The 22,472-nt window shown below is 57.5% G+C and carries 17 protein-coding genes and 2 rRNA genes (1 of these 19 running past the window's edge); 10 read left to right on the top strand and 9 right to left on the bottom strand.

Translation table 11 applies throughout. The features are described from left to right. Both AC1DU8_RS19035 and rrf read left to right on the top strand, forming a co-directional pair. Positions 1-2,855: ribosomal RNA gene (locus AC1DU8_RS19035) — 23S ribosomal RNA — on the top strand; it begins 25 nt to the left of the window's first position. 143 nt (positions 2,856-2,998) lie between these two features. Continuing rightward, positions 2,999-3,111 (top strand): 5S ribosomal RNA (gene rrf, locus AC1DU8_RS19030). Positions 3,112-3,337: 226 nt separating this feature from the next. Here rrf and AC1DU8_RS19025 read toward each other — a convergent pair. The 3 genes from AC1DU8_RS19025 to AC1DU8_RS19015 all read right to left on the bottom strand — a co-directional run bounded on the left by AC1DU8_RS19025 (position 3,338) and on the right by AC1DU8_RS19015 (position 6,786). Beyond that, positions 3,338-4,258, bottom strand: a complete 921-nt coding sequence (locus AC1DU8_RS19025; protein ID WP_477707221.1) for an MBL fold metallo-hydrolase — start codon at positions 4,256-4,258, stop codon at positions 3,338-3,340. Positions 4,259-4,284: 26 nt separating this feature from the next. Continuing rightward, positions 4,285-5,970 (bottom strand): AMP-binding protein, encoded by a 1,686-nt coding sequence (locus AC1DU8_RS19020; protein ID WP_457282797.1) that lies wholly within the window; start codon positions 5,968-5,970, stop codon positions 4,285-4,287. Positions 5,971-6,045: 75 nt separating this feature from the next. Continuing rightward, positions 6,046-6,786 carry a DUF8198 family protein gene (locus AC1DU8_RS19015; protein WP_457282798.1) on the bottom strand — a complete coding sequence of 247 codons (741 nt, stop codon included), beginning with the start codon at positions 6,784-6,786 and terminating at the stop codon, positions 6,046-6,048. 67 nt (positions 6,787-6,853) lie between these two features. On the opposite strand from AC1DU8_RS19015, the gene AC1DU8_RS19010 reads away from it, so the two are divergent. The 5 genes from AC1DU8_RS19010 (at position 6,854) to AC1DU8_RS18990 (ending at position 11,481) form a co-directional block, all read left to right on the top strand. Next, the gene (locus AC1DU8_RS19010) at positions 6,854-7,360 is read left to right on the top strand and encodes a hypothetical protein (protein ID WP_457282799.1); all 507 of its coding nucleotides are present in this window, start codon (positions 6,854-6,856) and stop codon (positions 7,358-7,360) included. Positions 7,361-7,376: 16 nt separating this feature from the next. Then, positions 7,377-9,002 (top strand): GMC family oxidoreductase, encoded by a 1,626-nt coding sequence (locus AC1DU8_RS19005; protein WP_477727154.1) that lies wholly within the window; start codon positions 7,377-7,379, stop codon positions 9,000-9,002. A 34-nt stretch (positions 9,003-9,036) separates the two neighbouring features. Continuing rightward, positions 9,037-9,945 carry an esterase/lipase family protein gene (locus AC1DU8_RS19000; RefSeq protein ID WP_457282801.1) on the top strand — a complete coding sequence of 303 codons (909 nt, stop codon included), beginning with the start codon at positions 9,037-9,039 and terminating at the stop codon, positions 9,943-9,945. Positions 9,946-10,053: 108 nt separating this feature from the next. Further along, positions 10,054-10,773, top strand: coding sequence for a helix-turn-helix transcriptional regulator (locus tag AC1DU8_RS18995; RefSeq protein ID WP_457282802.1), 720 nt, complete (start codon positions 10,054-10,056; stop codon positions 10,771-10,773). 45 nt (positions 10,774-10,818) lie between these two features. Next, the gene (locus AC1DU8_RS18990; RefSeq protein ID WP_457282803.1) at positions 10,819-11,481 is read left to right on the top strand and encodes a Crp/Fnr family transcriptional regulator; all 663 of its coding nucleotides are present in this window, start codon (positions 10,819-10,821) and stop codon (positions 11,479-11,481) included. A 15-nt stretch (positions 11,482-11,496) separates the two neighbouring features. Here AC1DU8_RS18990 and AC1DU8_RS18985 read toward each other — a convergent pair whose 3' ends face one another. The 6 genes from AC1DU8_RS18985 to hppD all read right to left on the bottom strand — a co-directional run bounded on the left by AC1DU8_RS18985 (position 11,497) and on the right by hppD (position 19,722). After that, positions 11,497-13,467 carry a S8/S53 family peptidase gene (locus AC1DU8_RS18985; protein WP_477702732.1) on the bottom strand — a complete coding sequence of 657 codons (1,971 nt, stop codon included), beginning with the start codon at positions 13,465-13,467 and terminating at the stop codon, positions 11,497-11,499. Between the two features lie 7 nt (positions 13,468-13,474). Continuing rightward, on the bottom strand, positions 13,475-14,596 hold the full coding sequence (locus AC1DU8_RS18980; protein ID WP_457282805.1) for a phosphatase PAP2 family protein: 1,122 nt from the start codon (positions 14,594-14,596) through the stop codon (positions 13,475-13,477). 24 nt (positions 14,597-14,620) lie between these two features. Further along, positions 14,621-16,372: a tetratricopeptide repeat protein gene (locus tag AC1DU8_RS18975; RefSeq protein ID WP_457306947.1), complete on the bottom strand. Its 1,752-nt coding sequence runs from the start codon at positions 16,370-16,372 to the stop codon at positions 14,621-14,623. Positions 16,373-16,818: 446 nt separating this feature from the next. Further along, a complete protein-coding gene (gene phhA / locus AC1DU8_RS18970; RefSeq protein ID WP_457282807.1) occupies positions 16,819-17,733 on the bottom strand; it encodes a phenylalanine 4-monooxygenase in 915 nt (304 codons plus the stop codon). Further along, positions 17,721-18,536, bottom strand: coding sequence for a transporter substrate-binding domain-containing protein (locus AC1DU8_RS18965; RefSeq protein ID WP_457282808.1), 816 nt, complete (start codon positions 18,534-18,536; stop codon positions 17,721-17,723). Before AC1DU8_RS18965 ends, phhA begins: the two co-directional genes overlap by 13 nt. 34 nt (positions 18,537-18,570) lie before the next feature. Continuing rightward, the gene (gene hppD, locus AC1DU8_RS18960) at positions 18,571-19,722 is read right to left on the bottom strand and encodes a 4-hydroxyphenylpyruvate dioxygenase (protein ID WP_457282809.1); all 1,152 of its coding nucleotides are present in this window, start codon (positions 19,720-19,722) and stop codon (positions 18,571-18,573) included. Positions 19,723-19,839: 117 nt separating this feature from the next. Here hppD and AC1DU8_RS18955 point away from each other — a divergent pair, with 117 nt between their 5' ends. The 3 genes from AC1DU8_RS18955 to AC1DU8_RS18945 all read left to right on the top strand — a co-directional run bounded on the left by AC1DU8_RS18955 (position 19,840) and on the right by AC1DU8_RS18945 (position 22,429). Continuing rightward, the gene (locus AC1DU8_RS18955) at positions 19,840-20,313 is read left to right on the top strand and encodes an Lrp/AsnC family transcriptional regulator (protein WP_457282810.1); all 474 of its coding nucleotides are present in this window, start codon (positions 19,840-19,842) and stop codon (positions 20,311-20,313) included. 262 nt (positions 20,314-20,575) lie between these two features. Further along, the gene (locus AC1DU8_RS18950) at positions 20,576-21,313 is read left to right on the top strand and encodes a GNAT family N-acetyltransferase (protein ID WP_457282811.1); all 738 of its coding nucleotides are present in this window, start codon (positions 20,576-20,578) and stop codon (positions 21,311-21,313) included. Between the two features lie 333 nt (positions 21,314-21,646). Next, a complete protein-coding gene (locus AC1DU8_RS18945) occupies positions 21,647-22,429 on the top strand; it encodes an HlyC/CorC family transporter (RefSeq protein WP_254806495.1) in 783 nt (260 codons plus the stop codon). The last annotated feature ends 43 nt before the right edge of the window (positions 22,430-22,472 follow it).

Below are 22,472 nucleotides of genomic sequence, written 5' to 3'. Positions count from 1 at the left end.
GGATGCCTTGGCAATGATAGGCGACGAAAGACGTGATAGCCTGCGATAAGCTTCGGGGAGCTGGCAAATTAGCTTTGATCCGGAGATTTCTGAATGGGGAAACCCACCCTTCGGGGTATCGCATACTGAATACATAGGTATGCGAAGCGAACCGGGTGAACTGAAACATCTCAGTAGCTCGAGGAAAATACATCAACCGAGATTCCGAAAGTAGTGGCGAGCGAAATCGGAGAAGCCTGTTAGTGATAGCAAGACTCTTAGCAGAACAGCCTGGAAAGGTTGGCCATAGCGGGTGATAGCCCCGTATGTAAAAAGAGACTTGTGATACTGAGCTAACGAAAAGTAGGGCGGGACACGAGAAATCCTGTCTGAATATGGGGGGACCATCCTCCAAGGCTAAATACTCATCATTGACCGATAGTGAACTAGTACCGTGAGGGAAAGGCGAAAAGAACCCCGGGAGGGGAGTGAAATAGATCCTGAAACCGTGTGCTTACAAAAAGTAGGAGCCTCGTAAGGGGTGACTGCGTACCTTTTGTATAATGGGTCAGCGACTTACATTCAGTGGCAAGGTTAACCGAATAGGGTAGCCGTAGAGAAATCGAGTCCGAATAGGGCGATCAGTCGCTGGGTGTAGACCCGAAACCAAGTGAGCTATCCATGGCCAGGATGAAGGTGCGGTAACACGCACTGGAGGTCCGAACCGACTAGTGTTGCAAAACTAGCGGATGAGCTGTGGATAGGGGTGAAAGGCTAAACAAACTTGGAAATAGCTGGTTCTCTCCGAAAACTATTTAGGTAGTGCCTCAAGTATTACCATCGGGGGTAGAGCACTGTTTTGGCTAGGGGGTCATGGCGACTTACCAAACCAATGCAAACTCCGAATACCGATGAGTACAGCTTGGGAGACAGAGCACCGGGTGCTAACGTCCGGACTCAAGAGGGAAACAACCCAGACCGCCAGCTAAGGTCCCTAAAATTGGCTAAGTGGGAAACGAAGTGGGAAGGCTATAACAGTCAGGATGTTGGCTTAGAAGCAGCCATCATTTAAAGAAAGCGTAATAGCTCACTGATCGAGTCGTCCTGCGCGGAAGATGTAACGGGGCTAAGCCAGTTACCGAAGCTGCGGATTTGCAATTTATTGCAAGTGGTAGGAGAGCGTTCTGTAAGCCTGTGAAGGTGGTGGTGTAAACCCTGCTGGAGGTATCAGAAGTGCGAATGCTGACATGAGTAGCGTTAAAGGGGGTGAAAAGCCCCCTCGCCGTAAGCGCAAGGTTTTCTACGCAACGTTCATCGGCGTAGAGTGAGTCGGCCCCTAAGGCGAGGCAGAGATGCGTAGCTGATGGGAAACAGGTCAATATTCCTGTACCGATGTGTAGTGCGATGTGGGGACGGAGAAGGTTAACTCAGCCAACTGTTGGATATGTTGGTTCAAGCCTGTAGTCGTGCCTGGTAGGTAAATCCGCCGGGCTTAGATGAGGGGTGATAACGAGTCTGCTTGCAGACGAAGTGAGTGATACCCTGCTTCCAGGAAAAGCCACTAAGCTTCAGCTACACACGACCGTACCGCAAACCGACACTGGTGCGCGAGATGAGTATTCTAAGGCGCTTGAGAGAACTCAGGAGAAGGAACTCGGCAAATTGACACCGTAACTTCGGAAGAAGGTGTGCCTTTAGTAGGTGAACCATTTACTTGGGGAGCCCAATGAGGCTGCAAAAAATCGGTGGCTGCAACTGTTTATTAAAAACACAGCACTCTGCTAAGACGAAAGTCGACGTATAGGGTGTGACGCCTGCCCGGTGCTGGAAGATTAAATGATGGGGTGCAAGCTCTTGATTGAAGTCCCAGTAAACGGCGGCCGTAACTATAACGGTCCTAAGGTAGCGAAATTCCTTGTCGGGTAAGTTCCGACCTGCACGAATGGCGTAATGATGGCCACACTGTCTCCTCCTGAGACTCAGCGAAGTTGAAATGTTTGTGATGATGCAATCTCCCCGCGGAAAGACGGAAAGACCCCATGAACCTTTACTGTAGCTTTGTATTGGACTTTGAACAGATCTGTGTAGGATAGGTGGGAGGCTTTGAAGTGTGGTCGCTAGATCGCATGGAGCCAACGTTGAAATACCACCCTGGTGTGTTTGAGGTTCTAACCTAGGTCCATTATCTGGATCGGGGACAGTGCATGGTAGGCAGTTTGACTGGGGCGGTCTCCTCCCAAAGTGTAACGGAGGAGTTCGAAGGTACGCTAGTTACGGTCGGACATCGTGATAATAGTGCAATGGCATAAGCGTGCTTAACTGCGAGACTGACAAGTCGAGCAGATGCGAAAGCAGGACATAGTGATCCGGTGGTTCTGTATGGAAGGGCCATCGCTCAACGGATAAAAGGTACTCTGGGGATAACAGGCTGATACCGCCCAAGAGTTCATATCGACGGCGGTGTTTGGCACCTCGATGTCGGCTCATCTCATCCTGGGGCTGTAGCCGGTCCCAAGGGTATGGCTGTTCGCCATTTAAAGAGGTACGTGAGCTGGGTTTAAAACGTCGTGAGACAGTTTGGTCCCTATCTTCCGTGGGCGCTGCAGATTTGAGGAAGCCTGCTCCTAGTACGAGAGGACCGGAGTGGACGAACCTCTGGTGTATCGGTTGTCACGCCAGTGGCATTGCCGAGTAGCTAAGTTCGGAAGAGATAACCGCTGAAAGCATCTAAGCGGGAAACTCGTTTCAAGATTAGATCTGCCGGGGCCTTGAGCCCCCTAAAGAGTCGTTCAAGACCAGGACGTTGATAGGTCAGGTGTGGAAGCGCAGTAATGCGTTAAGCTAACTGATACTAATTGCTCGTGCGGCTTGACCCTATAACTTTGATTAATTCGAAGTTGTTATGCCAAGTTGACGCATTCAAAAAGCACAGCTCAGCAGCTGTGCGAATCTAAATACAAGCTGATTTACTCTATGAATTCGATGGATTGTTCTTTGGACAATCTGTCAACAAGTTATGCCTGATGACCATAGCAAGTTGGTACCACTCCTTCCCATCCCGAACAGGACAGTGAAACGACTTAGCGCCGATGATAGTGCGGATTCCCGTGTGAAAGTAGGACATCGTCAGGCTCTTACAGCAAGGAATGCCCGGTTGATTTTTGATCAACCGGGCGTTTTCTTTTGTGCGCTTGGTATTGACCAGGCCACAGAGTTTAAAAAGCCCGCATGAATTCATGCGGGCTTTTGTTTTTGTATTTGTGCAAAGTGCTTAAAGCAGGCGTCTAGGTGCTCGCCAAGAGGCCATCGACACAGCAGCGATAAAAATGAATGTCAAAACTCGCTGGCCCGCAGTGATTCAGGCATTCACGATATGCATACCGTCTCTGTTGGCCACGCCGGCAGTCACCAGTTCGTTGCTTAATTGCTCAATCCACGCGCGGGCAGGGATGTCCGCGAAAAATTTGGCTTTGATTTGCATGAAATAAGGCGTTTCCAGGGCCCATTTTGCGAAGTCGTTGAAATTCTGGCGTTGAATTTCGAGCAATTTGAACTTCAGCAGAACCTTGGCAGCATGGTGCGCATGTCTGGGCGGATTGTTGACAAATGAATTCAGCCGCTGACGTGCTAGCGCTAGCACCTCTGGTGTGTATGCAAAGACACGGCCGTGCCCGGGAACGACGGTCTTGGGCTTCAACTGCTCAATTACGTCCAAAGTCGCGGCGACATCCGTGAATGCATTGGCACCTTCCAGCTCGGGAAACACCACACCGAAGCCGTTTTCCCACAAAGCATCGGCTGAAATAAGTACACGACTATTGGGGTGGAAAAAAATCAGCGAATGCGGGTCATGCCCAGGCGCCGCATGAATCTGCCACATCTCGGACCCGAACTGCATGGAACCTCCCGGCTTCATCGCATCAGTGAAGGTGAACCGTGGGCACAGCTGACCGGTCGGAAAATAAGTCAGCGCCACGGGATCCCAGTCGGCTACTTGTTGCGCATGGCCAGGAGGAATAAGGGTATGCAGATCGGGATAACGCGCCTGCAAAGCAGCATTGCCGCCACAGTGATCGCTGTGCAGGTGCGTGTTGACGAGAATATCGAGAGGGCGGGACCCAAGGACGGACTCAATCAACGACCGCGTTTGCGGCGCGTGCGTGCAATAACCACTATCAACCAGCAAGGTTTTTTCACCGTCGGTGAAAAGAATATTGTTTGCAGAGAGCCAGCCGCGCTCAAAAACCTGCATTCCCGGGGGTAAATCAGGCTTGGCCATCAGAAGCTACCGAGCCCTGCAGCGCTTCAGGTCGCCGTTCGCAGTTCACGCCTGAGGATTTTTCCAACGTTGGTTTTGGGCAAGTCATCGCGAAATTCAATATATTTGGGTCGTTTGTATCCGGTAAGGTGCTGTTTGCAATAGGCGCTCACATCGTCTTCGGTCAGTGTAGGGTCATTTTTCACCACAAAAACCTTGATAGCTTCGCCCTGTTTTTCGTCGGCAATGCCAATGGCTGCGCACTCAACAACGCCTGGGCACAGGGAAATGACGTTCTCAAGTTCATTGGGGAACACATTGAATCCCGAAACGATGATCATGTCCTTCTTGCGATCGATGATTTTGGTGTAGCCGCGCTCGTCCATGATGCCAATATCACCGGTGCGCATGAAGCCATCGGAGGTGAACGCCTTTTTGTTCTCTTCAGGCTGCTGGTAATAGCCCGTCATGACTTGCGGACCTTTGATACAGATCTCGCCGGATTCGCCAAGTGCGAGCGATAGGCCATCGTCATCCTTGATGGCGATTTCGATGCTGGGCAACGGCAGGCCGATGGTGCCGGTGAACTCCTTGTTCATCACCGGATTGTTGGTGCCGATGGCGCAAGTCTCGCTCATGCCCCAGCCTTCAATCATGGGGCAACCTGTGACCTGCAACCAGTGTTTCGCCGTACCTTCGGACGCGGCCATGCCACCCGCCTGCGAAACACAAAGGGCCGAGAAATCTACCGTCTTGAACTGAGGGTGCTGAAGCAGCGCATTAAAAAGCGTGTTGACGGCCGGCAACATGTGAAACGGACGCTTCTTGAGCACCTCGATGAATTTACCGAAGTCACGCGGATTCGGAATGAGTGTTAGATGAGCTCCCCAACGAATCGAAAGCAGGCATAGCGTCAACGCGAAGATGTGATACAGCGGCAACGCTGCGATATTGTTTGTCTTGCTGACATCGCCTATCCGCTCTAGAGCCGGCGTGAACCATTCTTCGGCCTGCAGAATGGCCGCAACGATATTGCGATGCGTGAGCACGGCGCCTTTTGACAATCCGGTTGTCCCGCCGGTGTATTGCAAAAAGGCGATTGAATCCAGTGTGGTCTGCGCAGGCCTGAGGGGCAGGCGGCTACCTTCTGCGATCGTGCGATTGAAGGCTGTCACGATGCGCCCGTTTGCAAGCGGCAATTTGTAGGCGGGCACCAGCTTGGCCAGGTGGCGGACTGCGAAGGTGATCCATTGGCCATACCAGAAGCCCAGCAAATCACCCATGGACGCCATGACGACGTTCTTCACTGGTGTGCGCTCAATCACTTCGGCCAGTGTCGCAGCGAAGTTCTCCAGAATGACGATGGTAGTGGCCCCGGAGTCGCATAACTGGTGCTCCAGTTCACGGGCGGTGTACAGCGGATTGACGTTGACGCAGGTATAGCCTGCCCGCAGGATGGCCGCCATGGTGACTGCAAACTGCGGAACATTTGGCAGCATAATCGCAACCCGCGCCCCGCTCTCAAGACCCAGGCTTTGCAGCCAGGCGCCTAAAGCCGACGACAGTTCATCGAGCTGTCCGTACGTCATCCAGCGATCCATGCAAACCGAAAAAGGTTTGGCCGCGTTTTTCTTGAACGAGTCTTCCAGCAGATGATTCAACGAGCGGAACTGCTCGGTGTCGATCTCGTGTGAAACGCCTGCGGGATAACTGTTGAGCCAATGCTTGTTCATACACACTCCTTGCGGCCCATTGTGAAAGCCGTGCTGTGGAATCCGTATGGGGCTTGTCCTAATGCCGACGTGACATTACGGCCCCGCGGCCAGCAAATGGCCCAATCTGGTCTCGCAGGTGACAGCTTCGTCAGTGAACAGGGTATGAATCCAGGCCGTCTCGCGGTCCTTGATCAAGCGCAGGAACTCGTCGGCTCCACGCATGTTGGCAAAGGCGTCAAAGCCGGTTTCCAGAAAGTGCTGCAGGGAGTTCAACCCCGCCGCGGCAGCCGGCCCTCTCATCATCTTGAGCAGCGTGCGAAGGCCGAATGTCCGCGTCAGGCGGTTGAGTTCGTCCCCAAGGTGCAGGACAACTTCAAGTTGCCGGGTGCGTGCGGCTACATCCCCGACCCGTCGCCAGCACCGGATGTATCTCCCGCAATCGCTGCTTTCCGGGATGGCTGCAGAGTCCGCCAGCCATTCCCGCGCCATCAGGTCGTCGAGTTTTTCCGTCAACGCGTGCACTTCCGCCAGCGCGGCAGCCGTGCTGACAACAGGTTGCGGGAAGAGTTTGGCGATGGTGCTTGCGATACGCGCAAACTGCTGGTCGCGTTCGGCGTAGTCTTTGTCGCTGTACAGCTCCTGCAGGAAGAAGGTGGCGGCAGTTTTATAGCGCGGGCTGTGCAGCAGGTCCGAGTAAGTGGCCTGAAAACGGCGCGCCTGAAACCGCTTGACCTCCGCGCTCGCCCTGGCCAGCGGTGGGTCTGCCGCGTGCTGCTGCCGAAGCTGCGCAACGGTTTGCAGTGCGTGATGAATTTGTTGTGCGGATGCGTCCATACAAACCCGGAGTTTATCTAGGTACGGCCCCCTATAGAAACCTAAATGCGCATGAGAAACTTCCCGGATGCAAAGAAGAACGCTTCTCAAGCTCGGTGCCGCGTCAGCGGCCGTGCTGGTTGTCGCTGGCGGCGCTGCTGCTTTGCTGCAGCCTGGCCTGACCAGTGGGGTCTTGACTCACTCGGGACGTGAAGTCTTTTCCGCTGTAGGCCGCGCTGTTCTGGATACCACTTTGCCCGCAGACGCCGGCCCGCGCGAGATTGCGCTGCAAGGCTTGCTCAGCCGGGTCGATATCCTGGTGCAATCCCTTCCGCCTCATGCGCAAGGCGAGTTGTCACAACTGCTGGCGTTGCTGGCCAGTGCTGCCGGTCGGCACGCGCTGGCCCGCTTGAGCCGGCCTTGGCCCGAAGCCTCTGTTGCGGAGATCCAGCAGGCGCTTCAGGATATGCGTCTGTCAAGCCTCGCGCTGCGCCAGCAGGCTTATGCCGCCCTACACGACATCACGGCCGGCGCGTATTTTTCCGAACCGTCCAGCTGGGCGATGTTGGGCTATCCCGGCCCCGTCAAAATCTGAAGACACCGAAAGCAGCATGAGTCAATTGAAAGACCCGATCCGCGAAGGCATTGCGCGCGGCTGGAAAGTCATGGGTGGCGCGCTCGGCCCGGTGCCTGAAAAAATCACCTGTGACGTCGCCATCATAGGCAGCGGCGCAGGCGCCGGAGTCACGGCCGAGCTGCTGGCCAAGGCCGGCTTGCAGGTGGTGATCATTGAAGAAGGCCCGCTTAGAAGCAGCTCGGATTTCAACCAGAAAGAGTCAGAGGCCTATCCTTCGCTCTACCAGGAAAGCGCCGCCCGCAAAACAGCAGACAAAGCCATCAACATCCTGCAGGGGCGCTGCGTGGGTGGCTCCACCACGGTGAACTGGACCAGCTCTTTCCGTACACCCGCTTCCACGCTTCAATTCTGGCAGGACAGGTTTGGCCTGGGTGGCTACACCGTGGGAGCGCTTGCACCGTATTTTGCGCAGGCCGAGCAGCGGCTGAACATCACCCCCTGGCTGGTCCCGCCGAACGAGAACAACGACCTGTTGCGCAGAGGCGCCGCCAAACTGGGCATTCCCGCTTCGGCCATCTCCCGCAACGTCAAGGGTTGCTGGAACCTGGGCTCGTGCGGGTTGGGTTGCCCCACCAATGCCAAGCAGTCCATGCTGGTCACCACCATTCCTGCCGCGCTCGAGCGTGGAGCGCAACTGCTCACTGAAACCCGCGCAGAAAGCCTTGAGCTGGCCAATGGCCGGGTCACCGCGCTGATATGCCGGGGTGTAGGGCCAAATGGGGCTTCAGCCCAATCAGAACTTGCGCAATCAGCTATCAAAATAAGAGCAAAACACTATGTGCTGGCTGGCGGTGCCATCAACTCGCCGGCTGTCCTGTTGCGCTCTGGAGCGCCTGATCCGCATAGTGTGATGGGTGCCCGGACATTCCTGCACCCGGTCGTGATGTCGTCCAGTGTGTTTGACCAGAAGGTGGAGGCCTGGAACGGTGCGCCGCAAACCATTTACTCCGATCATTTCCTGGAAACCCAGGCGATTGACGGGCCGATTGGCTACAAGCTGGAAGCGCCGCCCCTGCACCCGATCATCTTTGCGTCGACCGTCCCTGGCTTCGGCCAGGGTCAGCACGACCTGCTCAAGTCTTTTCCCTACAACCACACGCTGCTGGCCTTGCTCCGTGACGGCTTTCATGACGAGTCGCCAGGCGGCCAGGTGAAGCTGCGCAGCGACAACTCCGCCGTGCTGGACTATCCGCTGACGGACTACGTCATGGAGGGCGGGCGCAGGGCTCTGCTGTCGATGATGGAAATCCAGTTTGCAGCGGGTGCCAAACAGGTTTTGCCGCTGCACGAAATGGCCAGGCCTTATACCTCTTGGGCTGAGGCGCGAACTGCGGTCAGTGCCTTGCCCATGAAGCCGATGCTCACGCGGGTTGTGAGCGCCCATGTCATGGGCGGCTGCAGTCTTGCGGGCGCTGAACGACAGGGCGTTACCCGGCCCGACGGTGTGCACTGGCAACTCGAAAATCTTTCGATTCACGATGGGTCGCTTTTCCCCACCAGCATTGGCGCCAACCCGCAACTGTCCATCTACGGCGCCGTGAATCGCCTGGCGCAAGGCCTCGCCAAAAAACTGTCGGGCAAGGATGTCACACTGGCCTGAGATACTGCGGGTTTGATCTCGCGCCGACCCATTCATGCTGGCTCAACTGCAAAGATTCATCACCCTGACCTTGGTCGCCGCGGCTTTCGGCTGGCTGTTCTGGTTCCGCAGCAGCTCTCCCGCGCTGGCCGTCACCGGCTTCCTGCTGATTGCACTGGGGTACACCGGTTTCCTCGCGCTTGAGTTTTTACTCCTTCGGTACATCAACAAGGCAGATCCGGCGCCCCAGCCCACCTGGACAGAACTTCTGCGCGCATGGCTGGGTGAGACATTGACGGCTCCCCGCGTGTTCTGCTGGCGCCAGCCCTTTCGTTCCAATGCGGTCCCGGACAGGGTCCTGCCGGCCGAGACAGCCCGAGGTCGCCGCGGCGTGGTGTTTGTGCATGGGTTCTTCTGCAATCGTGGCCTGTGGACCCCCTGGCTCAAGCGGGTTCGAGGCAGTGGACGCGCCTTTGTCGCTGTCAATCTCGAACCCCTGTTCGGCTCCATAGACGGCTACGCCCCCCAAATTGACGACGCAGTGGTGCGGGTCACCCAAGCCACAGGCCTTGCCCCCTTGCTGGTATGCCACAGCATGGGTGGGTTGGCCGCCAGGGCCTGGCTCAAGCGTATGAAGGCCGAAGCCCGGGTACATCATGTCGTCACCATCGGCACACCGCACCGCGGAACCTGGCTGGCCCGGTTCGGGCATGGCCACAATGGGCGCCAGATGCGCCTCCTGTCCGACTGGCAGGCCCAGCTGGACCATGAGATGCCCGCCCATCGGCATACGCTGTTTACCTGCTGGTACTCCAACTGCGACAACATCGTGTTTCCGACCTCCACGGCCACCTTGCCTGGCGCCGACAATCGCCTGGTTCGCGGCGCGGCCCATGTGCAGATGGCATTTTTGCCGGGCGTCATGAACGCTACCCTGGCCATGCTGGACAGTGATCCGGCTTGAACCGGCGTAATCGACGCTTGCCGTCAGCCCTTAAGCCTTCCCAGTCCGCAACCGGCGTTATCGATGTGAATTTCTCACAAAAAAGACCCGGCATATTCACTATCTACATTGAGCTGGGCTTTTTATGCTCATCTATTTGTAGGATGGAGCAAGCCCTTGACACTCTATGCAATGCCCAATACCAGCCTGTTGGAGGCTGTCCGACCGCTGCCGCCCCTGCTGGAACCCGAGTCTGATTCCACGCCTGCGCTGCTGGCCCTGCTGGTTGATGAGCTGGCGCACGGGGTGTTCGTTGTCAGCGCCCAAGGGCGGATTTTGCACGCGAATCAAATCGCGCGGCGCGAACTTGAGCGCTCTGTTGTTTTGGGGGTGGACAGGGGAGAGTTGAAGGTCCTCATGCAGGCAGATGCCAAGGCCTTCCAGATTGCCATGGGCAAAGCAGTTGCCGGAAAACGCAGCCTGATCAGGCTGGTGGCCGACGGCGTGGACTTTACCCTGGCTGTGGTGCCACTGCATCGCAATGCGGGCAGTCCCTGTGAGCGCATTGCCCTCTTTTTGTCTCGAGTGGGCGTGAGCGAGTCGGGTGTTTTTGGCTCCTTTGCCCGCAGTCACGGTCTCACGCATACGGAGGAGCAGGTGCTGGTTTTCCTGTGCCGCTGCTTGAGCACGCCGGAAATCGCCCTCCAGATGAAAGTTGCGGTTTCCACTGTGCGCAGCCATGTGCGCAGCCTTTGCGCCAAGACCGCATCCAGCGGCGTTCGTGAACTGGTCAATCGCGTGGCGATCTTGCCGCCTATTGCCCCCCTGCCACTCGGACAAATCCACTGATAGATGCCCCGTACGTCCCGGCGACGTGCTAGATTACGGGTGATCATGAGTTCACCACCACCTTCCGATGAGGGGCTGTATGCCCATTTGATTCCCGAATTGCGCACGCTCGCCCTGCGAGGCGTGGTGCGAACTTACCCCAAAAAAGCCGTTGTCATCAACGAAGGGGAAATCGGCGACAACCTGTTTGTTCTGCTCAAGGGCAGTGTCAAGGTGTTCGCCATGGACGAAAGCGGCCGGGAAATCACCTACGGCAGGATTCATTCGGGCGACTATTTTGGGGAAATGTCGCTGGACGGCGGACCCCGTTCGGCTTCAGTTATTACCCTTGAGCCTTGCACCTGTGCGGTGCTCAGTCGTACCGATGTGAGCGAACACTTGGGTGATGAGCCAGGATTTGCCATCAATCTCGTGGTTCAGGTGATTCGCAGGGCGCGTGCTGCTACAGAAGCGGCGCGCAACATGGCGCTGCTCGATGTGTACGGACGGCTGATTGCCGTGCTTGAAGGACATAGCGATGCGGTGGAGCGCGACCCTACCAATGAGGCTGTCACTCTTGAATCAATCACCCATCAGGAGATTGCCAGCCGCGTCGGCGCCTCCCGCGAAATGGTCAGCCGCCTTTTAAAGGACCTGGAAAAAGGCGGTTACATCGAAATGGGCACCAAACGCATCACGCTGCTCAAAAAGCTGCCGAGCCGTTGGTGAGTCCTTGCCGAGAGCCTAGAGTTCGTTAAAAATCCTGCGAGCCTCTTGCGGCGACGCATCGCTCGTACCCTGCAAGCGCACCACGGCACTGCTACGCGTCCCTGCGGCACTGACACCCACCATGGCCGGGTTTTCGTCGCTGGAGGCGGCTGCATCCGGGATTTTGACGACGCCGGGTCGCTGCGGCCGCGCAGCATCGGGGTCTGGTTTTTGCGGGGAATAGTGCGCCCACTTCGACCCCGTGATACGTGTGCCGCCGACCGACACAGTTTTACTGCCCGTGGCAATGCTGTTGAAGCTGCCGCTGCGCCGGATCAGGCTTGGATTGTTGGGGTGATCGACAAAGGATCCGGGGTTGCCGCTGGTGTCGTACCACTCGTCCTCAAAGTACGATTGGCGCGCTCCGGTATGGGTGCCGATGACCACATCGTCTCGCTCCACGTAGGCATCCACCGTGACCGATTTTGTGGCGGTGTTCGTCAGCTTGATTTGCCATACTCCGCTGGGCGCGGTGACGTCTTTCTTCTCGAAGCTGAAGGTGGGTGACACCGCCAGCAGGGCGCAGGTGCCACGCCGGCCAGTGGCCACCGTCTTTGGGTAAATCAGCGCGCAAAGGGGCTGCTTGTCGCTGTTGGCCCACATTCGGGACTGGCCAAACTTCAATGCCGGCAAGGCAGCTTGCCCTGGCGGCGTAATTTCAATCTCCAGGCCTTCGCGGTTCTCTTCAATCCAGAGCTCCACAAAGCTTTGCGTTGTATCGTCGGGCAGTGCGCACCAATGCAGCGTGGCGGACTTGTTTTTCGCCAGCGTTGTATTGGCATGCATGCGCAGTTGGTAGCTATTGCCAGCAGCCAGAACAATCTGCAGGCGGCCATGAAGGAGGGTGATCAGCTGGTCCATGGCTGCCTCAAGCAGCGACGTGCCGTCATGCGGCCCGGCCAGCGTGCCAAAACTCACGTTCACCGTCACCTTGGCCGTGGGGGTGCAGCGAGAGAGGATGTACATAAACCCGTCCAGCACATGCACATTCATTGAGCCGCCCGAGGTGTCTTGCACGGTGTCGTAGTCGAGTTGCACTGCAACCAGCGGCGCGCGGCTGGCATCGTCGTTGGCCAGCGCCCAGCTAGGCGGCGCGTCATACGCAGGCGGCAAGTTGGCCACCTGGGCCAGCAGCTTGCGCGGCCCCACTGCCAGATCCATGACATGTGAGCCGTGACTGATTGACGTGTCCAGCGCGTGAAAAAAGCGCTCGGTCTTGGGCTGTTTCTGGCCCAGGGTAGAAAGCCCCAGTGCGACATACACCGCGCTTTCATCCACCAAGCCGTCATAGACATTGGCCTGCATGGCTGCATTGATGTCGGCGGCGGTTAGTTCGTGCCCATAGCCCAACCCGGTGGGTGTGCGGCCTTTGCCCCGTGCGTCTTGCCGCCAGAAGTAGCGGGTACGGGCCTTGCCCTGATGGAGAAAATTCGCCTGAGCCAATGCCAGGCTATCGTCAATCAGTCCGAACACCTTGCCCGAAAGCAGGCGCTCAGCACTGGCTTCAGCTTGGTACGCCGCGCCGCGCGAATGTGGAGGTGGATTGGTGTGCGAGCTCCCCGCCGAATCGTCAGCGTATTCAGCTGCAGGCAGCCCCAGCTCAAGCCTTAGGACCAGCGGGTGAAGGCTGCCACCCGGCTGAATTGCCTTGAAAAACGCAGGCCTGACCCGCGCGGTGCAAAACCTCAGGCCAGCCGGCGCGACCGTGCCGACATACACAGGTGGCACATGGAGCCACTTGGGGGAGGCAGCGGCAATAAGCTGGGACACCGTGGTACCCCGCGTCAGCTCAATAGCAATGGGCAACCACTTGGGCTGTGTATCGCCATAGCCGGCAAAGCTATCGGTTTCGGCCCAAACCAGGTAAGGGTCAAAACCATTGGTGGCATTGGGCAACGCCCAGTCAATGCCGGTAAATTCGCCCTTGGGCAATTTGCTCCAGTTCATGGCCGACCTATTTGAGAGGCAGCCATTCGGCTGCAGCTTTGGCCCACATAAAAGCAAGTATTGGTGATTTTTGTATCGCTTGCCTGGTGGTCTTGTATCGATAGTAGCCACTGAGGTTGTCTGTCATGGAGACGCGCATGTCAAAGTCGACGGGCTCGCCCTTTTTCCCCTGGAATTTCCGTCCATCGAAGCCCCATACAGCCGAACTTTTGGCGCCTTGGCAACGTGCGATAAAAAATTCTGCGAGAGCAGTTCCGAGCAAACGGCCAGCGGCGCTGTCTACGGGATAGTGAACGCCTGCCACTGTTCGGTTGACCGCTATACGGGCTGCGAGCCGTTCCAATTGTTCTTTGTATTTGTGGCCTGACGGCAGTAGCGTGAGTAACACCGTGATAATTAGGAAGGCTTCAGTCGCATGCCCGCTTGGCCAACTTGCGTGCCCAGGCGTAGGAATCATGGGTTGTATTTGTGGCGAAAGCTCAATAGGGCGTGGACAAGCGAAAGCATGCTTGAGGCGCATTTCTACGTCAATTGCCAAGGCAAGCATTAGCGTCACGAGCTCCATCGTCCATTTGTGCCGGTGATCGGTTAGTCCTACGACTGAGCCCCAGAAGGGAGTTAAGCTGGACATTTGCGCCAGAATTTCCACCCCTCTGTCCTCCCGCAGTTGGGCGTAATTTTCAACCAATTGAAGTTGTTGCCGGAAGACTGCCACGTCGGGCCTGACGAAGGTGGCAAGCTTCATGTTGGATAGCGGCTTTTTCGTCAGGTCTACAAATTCGACGGCGATTTCTTTTGCAGACTGATTGACCTGAAAGTGCAAACCCGACAACAGTTCCAAGCCGCAAACCTGCAATCTGGGCATCACATCCCACTGGACGAGGCGCTCTGGTTTGTCCAGCGGCACTGGAAGGTCAATCGGGAATACGGCACCCTTGAATGGGCCGACCAGTGCTGCCCGACTCCTGATGAGGGCGTCCGAAAGCAGGGGGTTGGAGCCCGTGCCACCCGTACCACCGGTCCCGCCCGTACCTCCGGTCCCGCCAGTACCACCTGTGCCGCCTGTGCCTCCGGTTCCGCCAGTACCACCTGTGCCGCCGGTACCGCCAAGCAAACTAAAAATACTCATAAAAAACTCCCTGAAGTAGTGTTGTTAATATGGCAGGCCAGCTTTTTGAAGGGCTGCGGACCAAGTTTTCCCTATCTCATACTGACTGCTTGGGCTGCGTGCTAAATAGCTGCGCACTGTTAAAGCTGGTTCTAATCTCAGCAGCTCGGCCACGGTCTTTTCTGCTTGGTCAAGCTGCCCTAAGTTCACTTGGGCAACTGCCAAGGTTCGCAGGCTGGACGTATGCGTGCGGTTGGCTCGAAGCGATAGAGTGATTAGCTCTAGAGCCTTGGCGTACTGACCCGCTGAATTGGCGGCGGTGGCCGCCAGGGAGAAGTAAAAATACCGAAGTGGATCAAGCGGTGAAAGCTTTAGGGCTCTTTCGGTCCCCACGACGGCCATATCTCCTTCTCCTTTAAACGCGTGCATCGTCCCTTTGAGCAGCCACGCTAGCGAATCATTAGGATTGATGCCAAGCGCCTGTTCGTAGCGTTGAGAGCCTGCGTCTAGCTGTCGTAGAAGGTTCGTGTATATGAATCCTTCTACGGTGAGGGCGAAAGCACAATCCGGCTCACTATCCATTGCCTGCTTGGTGCAATCCAACGCGAGTTGAGCCTCTTTCGCAGAGTCTGTGGACCACCCCTGTTGCACGCGAAGTACATGCCACTTGGCTAACCACGCGTGCGGCATTGGATGCCGACGGCTACGGTCAATCAGATGCTCCAGCATCTGCCGGGCTCGCTCGAAATCTGAGGGGGAGTTTCTGTGCATGAGTGCGACAGCACCGAGTAACAGCGTATATCCTTCAAGATTGGGTAAAGATTGCCTTCGTGCCTTCTCAAGTTGTTGCGACATGACTGACGAGCTAATGGCAGAAACCAGTCGTGCGATCAGTTCATCGTCTGCCGCAAATAAGCCGTGTACTTGACCCTTCAGACTGTCCGCCCAGAGAATGTGGCCTGTCTTTGCTTCGATCAATTCAACGAACAACGCCAGCTGTGTTCCGGCGCTGCGGCACGTGCCAGACAAGATATACGTAGCGCCCAAGTGGGTCCGTATGTCTTCCATTGCCTCCGGACGTTCCCGGAACACAGTGGTCGAAAGACGCGAGATCACATGAAGTTCGGAGGTGCGGGACAAAGCGGCAATCACTTCGTCGGCCAAGGCCTCGCCAAGAAGTTCATGTCCCGGTTCGCTGCTGCGCATCGCGAAGGGGATTACCGCGATAGTTGGTCGCAAATTCAACTGGACTGCGGTACCAGATGATATTACCGGTGCATTGCCTGGCGGCCCGATCCGGTACGCCCTGATCGGCTCTTTGACGTGTTTGAGGTGGCATTCGCCCAAGTCTTCAACATCTGCGTCCAGCACGGACGAGACTTGATCACGCAGATCGGACGTCACGACTATCTCACCCGGCCCCGCCAACGTACAGACGCGTGCTGTCAAATTCACGTCTGTGCCGTAAATGTCATGCTGGTCGGTCACAAAGCTCGCCAAATGGCCGCCCATGCGCAGATGCATCTGTTGCTCTGGGCGGAAGGCCGCATTGGCCCCTTGGCAGAAGTGCTGAATAGCGAAGGCTGCTTTGACAGACCCTTGGGCGCCGGCAAATTCCAGCATTAAACCGTCCCCCAGGCTTTTGACGATGCGCCCGCCATGCAGCGGCAGAATCTGCTGCTCAATCTGCTGTACCAGTTCTTGCCACCGCCGCACAAAACCATCTTGATCCTGCTCCATGATTCTGACGGACTCCACCACATCCATAACCAGCAGCACCTTCGTGCTTCGGTTCATGTGTGCTGGTAATTCCATCAGGGAGTGCATCGTAAGCGGTGTAACAATTTTTTACCTCCTCATTTTGTAGGAGGAAGTGCGTGTAATAAACACCTGATGTGCTACGGGCACCTCTGTTGCCTCGCAGTGTTGTATCAGTGTTGAATTGTCGCTCATTCAGAGGAGTGAGCATCAATCAATAGTTCACATAAACCTCGCGTTGTGCGATTAAGGGCCGGCAGGACGGATGCCGCAAGGCGGCGCGGCATTGTTGGTCCTTCGCGTGCGAAAACGCCTCGCAGCGACACGACAGGATGCAAGCTGCCGCTGCGCGCTCATGCCGGTCAGGTCTGATTTTCTCGGTAGCCGCACATCATGGAAACCACCAGTGATCATTTTTGATCAGGTGATCAGGGATTGTGTCAGGCGGCTTACTCAGAGAGAGGTGCGGATAGTACCGTGCCAGCTCAAGCAGGGCTAAGGGCCTTTTGCTGTGCTGCATGTTGCGCCAGCGTCTTGTAAAACGGCGTGAAATCCGGCTCCGTCAGCCGTAGCAGCGCATCAAAACTGTCGATCACAAAATACTGCTGCTGGAAGCTGTCGATCTTGTAGGTCGACGACATACAGCGCAGCAGGTCGGCATTGTCCCGCAGTGAAATGCGCCTGGGCTCTGCAGATTCCACGCTCCAGGCCAGTTCGCCGGGGCTGCTCAAAATGCCGGCGCCGTATGCGCGGACTTCATCGTTGCCTTCTTTGTCGCGCATCAGGCCAAACTCGATGGTGTACCAGTACAGGCGCGACAGCATCTCGACCGCGCCGGGAATCGGCTGCGCGCCATGCTCCAGCGTATGTGCTTTCAACGCGCCCTTGCCGTAGGCCTGGATGTGGTCGGCGTAGCTCGGGTCGAACAGCAGCGGCACGTGGCCGAACAAATCATGAAAGATGTCAGGCTCGACGATGTAGTCGAACTCCGCCGGCGTGCGTATCCAGTCCGTCACCGGAAACTTGCGATTGGCCAGCAGCGTGAAAAACGGCACCTCGGGGATCAGCCCCGGCACGCCCACCAGCTGCCAGCCGGTGGCCTTGAAGAGCCGCTCGTTCACGTCTTCAAAACGCGGGATGGCATCACTTGCGCCCAGGCTGGGCAGGGCCTTGATAAAGGCGCTGCAGGCCCGGCCAGGCAGCAATGCCGACTGCCGCGCGTAAAGGCGCCGGTAAGTCTCGTGATCTTCTGCGGTGTAGGCCGCGTAGTTTTGCGGGCAGGTGTAGTCCGCATTGACCTGGCCGCCACGTGCGTAGTCGCCCCGCGGCGGGCGGTCAGACTGGCCGTAGACCGCCGGGGGTGGCGTGTTGCTGTCCGTGTTGCTCTCTACTTCAGCCATTGGCTCTCCACGCGCTGGTAGTCACCGCTGGCTTTGGCCAGGTGCAGCCACTGGTCCACGTAGGCCTTGAACGTCACGTCACCGCGTGGCAGCAGGTAAGCCATTTCGCCGTACTGCAGCGGCTTGTCGGGGTTGATCGCGCACAGGCCCGGCTTCAGCCTCTGCTGGGTGATCGCCTCGGCCGATTCGGTGACGAAGACATCGGCGCGGTTGGCCAGGATTTCGTCAAAGATCGTCAAGTTCTCGGGGTTGAGCCGCATCTGCGCCTGCTTGAAGTTGGCGCGGGCAAAACGCTCATTGCTGCCGCCCGGATTGAAGATCACCCGCGTGGTGGGCTTGTCGATGTCGGCCACGCTTTGGTACCTGGCCACGTCGGCGCAGCGCGCAATTGGCGTCTTGCCGTTGACCATGTAGGGCGTGCTGAAGAAGGCGCGCTTTTGCCGCTCGGTAGTCACCGAGATGCCGCCAACAGCCATGTCGCATTTGCCGCCTACCATGTCGGGCATCAAATTGGACCAGCTGGTCTTGACCCACTCGGGCTTGACGCCCAGGCTGGCCGTGAGCGAAGCCATCAGGTCCACGTCGATACCTTCAAACGTGCCGTCGGGCTTCTGGAAGCTGAAGGGTTTGTAGTCGCCCGGCGTGCAGATGCGCAGCACGCCGGCTTTTTGCACGCTGTCCAGGCTGGAGGCCGGAACCACGCTGACCGCCGTCTGGGCAGATGCCCCCGTCACCGCAAACAATGCGGCGGTGGCGACACCCAATGCGGCCAGGCGATGGGGCAGTTGCGGGCAAAGTGACATGGCAATCTCCGTGAGGTTGGGGGATGGAAAAACTTTATTGTGCGCTTGCCTTGGCGCCCGACAAAACCCCGCGGCGCATCTGGTCCAGCTCGATGCTTTCAAACAGCGCCTTGAAATTGCCTTCGCCGAAACCGTCGTCGCCCTTGCGCTGGATGAACTCGAAGAAGATCGGGCCGAGCTGGTTTTCGCTGAAGATCTGCAGCAGCAGCGCGCCTTTCTTGCCGTCCACCAGGATCTTGCGCTTCTTCAAATCCGCCACGTTTTCACCGTGGCCGGGAATGCGCTTGTCGACCAGTTCGTAGTAGGTGTCGATGGTGTCCAGCAGCTTCACGCCGCTGGTGCGCAGCGCATCCACGGTTGCGAACAGGTCGTTGCTGCCCATGGCGATGTGCTGGATGCCTTCGCCCTGATAGCGGTCCAGGTACTCCTGGATCTGGCCGGCCTTTTCGTTGCCCTCTTCGTTGATCGGGATGCGGATCTTGCCGCAGGGACTGGTCATGGCCTTGCTCTTCACGCCGGTGACCTGGCCTTCGATGTCGAAGTAGCGGATTTCGCGGAAATTGAAGAGCCGCTCGTAAAAGCCGGCCCATTCGTCCATGCGGCCGCGGTGCACGTTGTGCGTCAGGTGGTCGATATACGTCAGGCCGTGGCCGGCGGGGTTCAGCGCGTCACCCTGCACGCCGGGCAAGGCTTCAAAGTCCACGTCGTAAAAGCCGATGTTGCCGATGTCGCCGGGTTGCGCGCCGTTCTTGCCGCGCCATTTGTCGATGAAGTAGATGATCGAATCGCCAATACCCTTGATGGCCGGAATGTTCAGCTCACCAGGCGCCGATGTGTGGGCATACCCCCAAGCGCCCAGTGAGATTGCGCGTTCATAGGCGGCCTTGGCGTCCTGCACGCGAAAAGCGATGGCGCAGACGCTGGGGCCGTGCTGGCGCGCAAAGCGCTGGGCAAACGAGTCGGGCTCAGCATTCAGGATGAAGTTGATGCCGCCCTGGCGGTACAGCGTGACATTCTTGTGGCGGTGTTTGGCAATCGGCGTGAAGCCCATGCGCTCGAACAATGCCCCCATGGCGACAGGGTCGGGTGCCGCATATTCAATGAACTCAAAACCGTCGGTGCCCATGGGGTTGTCCCAAGCCGCGCCCTGTTCAAAGTTCAGGGCGGTGTCGTCGCGTGCATTCATGCGTGTCTCCAGATAGGTGTGCGTATAAAGTAACTTTAGCGGCGCTGGCGGTCAGTTTTACTGCGAAATGGGGCGTTTGCATTGCTATTGGCGCAGTAAAGCTGCAAAATAATCCGAATGGAAGCACTTGACAAGCTTGATCGGCAAATTTTGCGCAGCCTGCAGGCCGATGGTCGCGCTACCTTCGACCTGCTCGCCGAGCAGGTGGGGCTTTCACCCAGTGCGGTTTTGCGGCGCGTGAAGCGGCTTGAAGAAAGCGGCGTGATCGACCGCTATGTGGCGCTCGTCAAACCTGAAGCTGTCGGGCTGGGGCTCACGGCTTACATCAACGTACGGCTGGAAAAGCACACCGAAAGCCACAAACGCAACCCCATGGACCTGTTCCGGGCCAGCGTGCAGACCTGGCCTGAAGTGGCCGAGTGCGCAGCGCTGACTGGTGAGATGGACTACCTGCTGCGCGTGCTGGTGCAGGACATGGCGCATTACAGCCGCTTCATCATGGACACCCTGCTCAAACATCCCAGCGTGCAGGATTGCAAAACGAGTTTTGTGCTGGACCGGGTCAAGGCGACGACGGCCGTTCCTTTGTGAGCTGAACCGGGGCGAAGCCGGGGAACCGGCATTTCCATGTGCGTGACTTGCCCGGATGCGCGTATAAAGTGTTGTTGTATCGCAACAATCCACGCGCCGGAGCGACTGGAAGTGTCAGTTTGCTATATTTTTAATAGCTGCCTGCGCCCGTATTTATTGGGAAAAATCCACATAAAGGTGTTTTTTTGAAGCGGCCCTCTATTGACGCTGGTTCAGAAGCCCCTAGACTGTTGATTCTAGGGAAAACCCTTATATTGAGATCATGGTTACACCCAGCACCCTTTTAAGAGCATCCTATAACGCAGGCAAGGAATTCTTCCGGCCTCCCGTGGAAGAGCGCGCCTCCGCGGCACCTCCAGCGCGTCACGTCCAGCCCGTCATGGTTCCCATCCGCTCGATCGGCCCCAGCCACGGGGAACGCATCGCCACCCATTTGCTGGCACTGAGCCCCCACGACCGTTACCTGCGCTTTGGCTATTCGGCCAACGATGAGCAGATTCACCGCTATGTAGACGGGCTCAACTTCGAGCGCGACGAGATTTTCGGCATCTACAACCGCAAGCTGGAACTGATCGCCATGGCCCACCTGGCGCATACCACCGACCCCAACCTCAAGAGCTGCGCCGAGTTCGGCGTGTCTGTATTGGCCCAGGCGCGTGGCCGCGGCTACGGCTCGCGCCTGTTTGACCGCGCGGTCATGCACGCCCGCAACAACGGTGTCGACATGATGTTCATCCACGCGCTGAGCGAAAACACCGCCATGCTCAACATCGCACGCAAGGCCGGCGCCACGATCGAACGCGACGGCTCTGAAAGCGAGGCCTACCTGAAGCTGCCGCCGGCCGACCTGGACTCGCGCATGACCGAAATGGTCGAAGAACAGATCGCCCAGACCGACTACCGCCTCAAGGTTCAGGCCAAGCAGTTCTGGGACCTGCTGGCGATGGTCCAGGAAGTGCGGCAGGGCGTGCGGGATGGTCGGGACCGCATGCCGATGTGATGGCTTCGGTTTGGGGGGGGCTCGTGAGGCCGGTGCAACAACCGGCTTCTTGCTATTAATTCGATAGCTGCTTGCGCTCATTCCCATTGGTTGTGCGCCAAAAATCATCCACGCCGCTGCCGCGTGGCCCTGAATGGACACAAACCCAAACAAGAAATACAAAAAGCCAACCGCTTCGGCACGCGACGGCAAATTACGCCTGCGCACCGTCAAGGATTTCAGCTATCCTTAGCCCCTTCACAACTACCGACCGCCCATCACGTGTCCGACGTTCCCCCCAGTCGGTCTTCCAGGCCAGAAGACAAACGCGGCTTTTTGCAGAAGCTCGCTGAAATGCTCCACCCAGGCCCCGACTCGAAGGACGAGTTGATCGAGACCCTGGTGGAAGCCCAGGACAATGACGTCATCGGAGCCCAGAGCCGCGAGATGCTCGAGGGGGTCATCCGCATGGCCGACATGACGGCGGGCGATGTCATGGTGGCAGCCCCGCGCATGGACGTGATCAACATCGACGCGCCGTTCGACGAACTGCTGCACCTGGTGATCGACACCGCCCACTCGCGCTTTCCCGTCTACGAAGGCGAAAAGGAAAACATCCTCGGCATCCTGATGGCCAAGGATCTGCTCAAGCTGCAGCGCGCGCCCGAACTCAACATCAAGGCCCTGCTCCGGCCCGCCGTCTTTGTGCCGGAAAGCAAGGGGCTGAACGACCTGCTGCGTGAATTCCGCGGCAACCGCAACCACCTGGCCATCGTCATTGACGAATTCGGCCGTGTGGCAGGTCTCATCACCATTGAAGACGTGCTCGAGCAGATCGTCGGCGAGATCGAGGACGAATTCGACATCGCCGAAGACGAGGGCGACATCTTCGGCCTCAGCGACCACACCTACCGCGTTAGCGGCGACACCTCCATCGAGCGTGTCAACGAAGCTTTTGGTGTGACGCTGCCCGAAACCGACTTCGATACGATCGGGGGGCTGGTGGCGCATGAGATGGGCCATGTTCCCAAGCGCGGCGAGCATTACGCGCTGGCAGGCCTGCAGTTCACCGTACTGCACACCAAAGGTGGGGCCGTGCGCTGGTTCAAGGTGTCGCCGGTCAGCGCCGGCGTCTGACAACGAATTCAAGAAAAAGGGCGGGCTGACTATGGGACGGGAT

This window comes from Polaromonas sp. P3_A5 (assembly GCF_056403055.1).
Note: the sequence above shows the minus strand (reverse complement) of the source record. Positions and strands in the feature narration are given on the sequence as shown.

What these genes read in the sequence shown, in the direction of transcription:
- AC1DU8_RS19025 (WP_477707221.1), bottom strand. Translation starts at nt 4,258, where the DNA reads ATGGCCAAGCCTGATTTACCCCCGGGAATGCAGGTTTTTGAGCGCGGC.
- AC1DU8_RS19020 (WP_457282797.1), bottom strand. Translation starts at nt 5,970, where the DNA reads ATGAACAAGCATTGGCTCAACAGTTATCCCGCAGGCGTTTCACACGAG.
- AC1DU8_RS19015 (WP_457282798.1), bottom strand. Translation starts at nt 6,786, where the DNA reads ATGGACGCATCCGCACAACAAATTCATCACGCACTGCAAACCGTTGCG.
- AC1DU8_RS19010 (WP_457282799.1), top strand. Translation starts at nt 6,854, where the DNA reads ATGCAAAGAAGAACGCTTCTCAAGCTCGGTGCCGCGTCAGCGGCCGTG.
- AC1DU8_RS19005 (WP_477727154.1), top strand. Translation starts at nt 7,377, where the DNA reads ATGAGTCAATTGAAAGACCCGATCCGCGAAGGCATTGCGCGCGGCTGG.
- AC1DU8_RS19000 (WP_457282801.1), top strand. Translation starts at nt 9,037, where the DNA reads ATGCTGGCTCAACTGCAAAGATTCATCACCCTGACCTTGGTCGCCGCG.
- AC1DU8_RS18990 (WP_457282803.1), top strand. Translation starts at nt 10,819, where the DNA reads ATGAGTTCACCACCACCTTCCGATGAGGGGCTGTATGCCCATTTGATT.
- AC1DU8_RS18985 (WP_477702732.1), bottom strand. Translation starts at nt 13,467, where the DNA reads ATGAACTGGAGCAAATTGCCCAAGGGCGAATTTACCGGCATTGACTGG.
- AC1DU8_RS18980 (WP_457282805.1), bottom strand. Translation starts at nt 14,596, where the DNA reads ATGAGTATTTTTAGTTTGCTTGGCGGTACCGGCGGCACAGGTGGTACT.
- AC1DU8_RS18975 (WP_457306947.1), bottom strand. Translation starts at nt 16,372, where the DNA reads ATGAACCGAAGCACGAAGGTGCTGCTGGTTATGGATGTGGTGGAGTCC.
- phhA (WP_457282807.1), bottom strand. Translation starts at nt 17,733, where the DNA reads ATGGCTGAAGTAGAGAGCAACACGGACAGCAACACGCCACCCCCGGCG.
- AC1DU8_RS18965 (WP_457282808.1), bottom strand. Translation starts at nt 18,536, where the DNA reads ATGTCACTTTGCCCGCAACTGCCCCATCGCCTGGCCGCATTGGGTGTC.
- hppD (WP_457282809.1), bottom strand. Translation starts at nt 19,722, where the DNA reads ATGAATGCACGCGACGACACCGCCCTGAACTTTGAACAGGGCGCGGCT.
- AC1DU8_RS18955 (WP_457282810.1), top strand. Translation starts at nt 19,840, where the DNA reads ATGGAAGCACTTGACAAGCTTGATCGGCAAATTTTGCGCAGCCTGCAG.
- AC1DU8_RS18950 (WP_457282811.1), top strand. Translation starts at nt 20,576, where the DNA reads ATGGTTACACCCAGCACCCTTTTAAGAGCATCCTATAACGCAGGCAAG.
- AC1DU8_RS18945 (WP_254806495.1), top strand. Translation starts at nt 21,647, where the DNA reads ATGCTCCACCCAGGCCCCGACTCGAAGGACGAGTTGATCGAGACCCTG.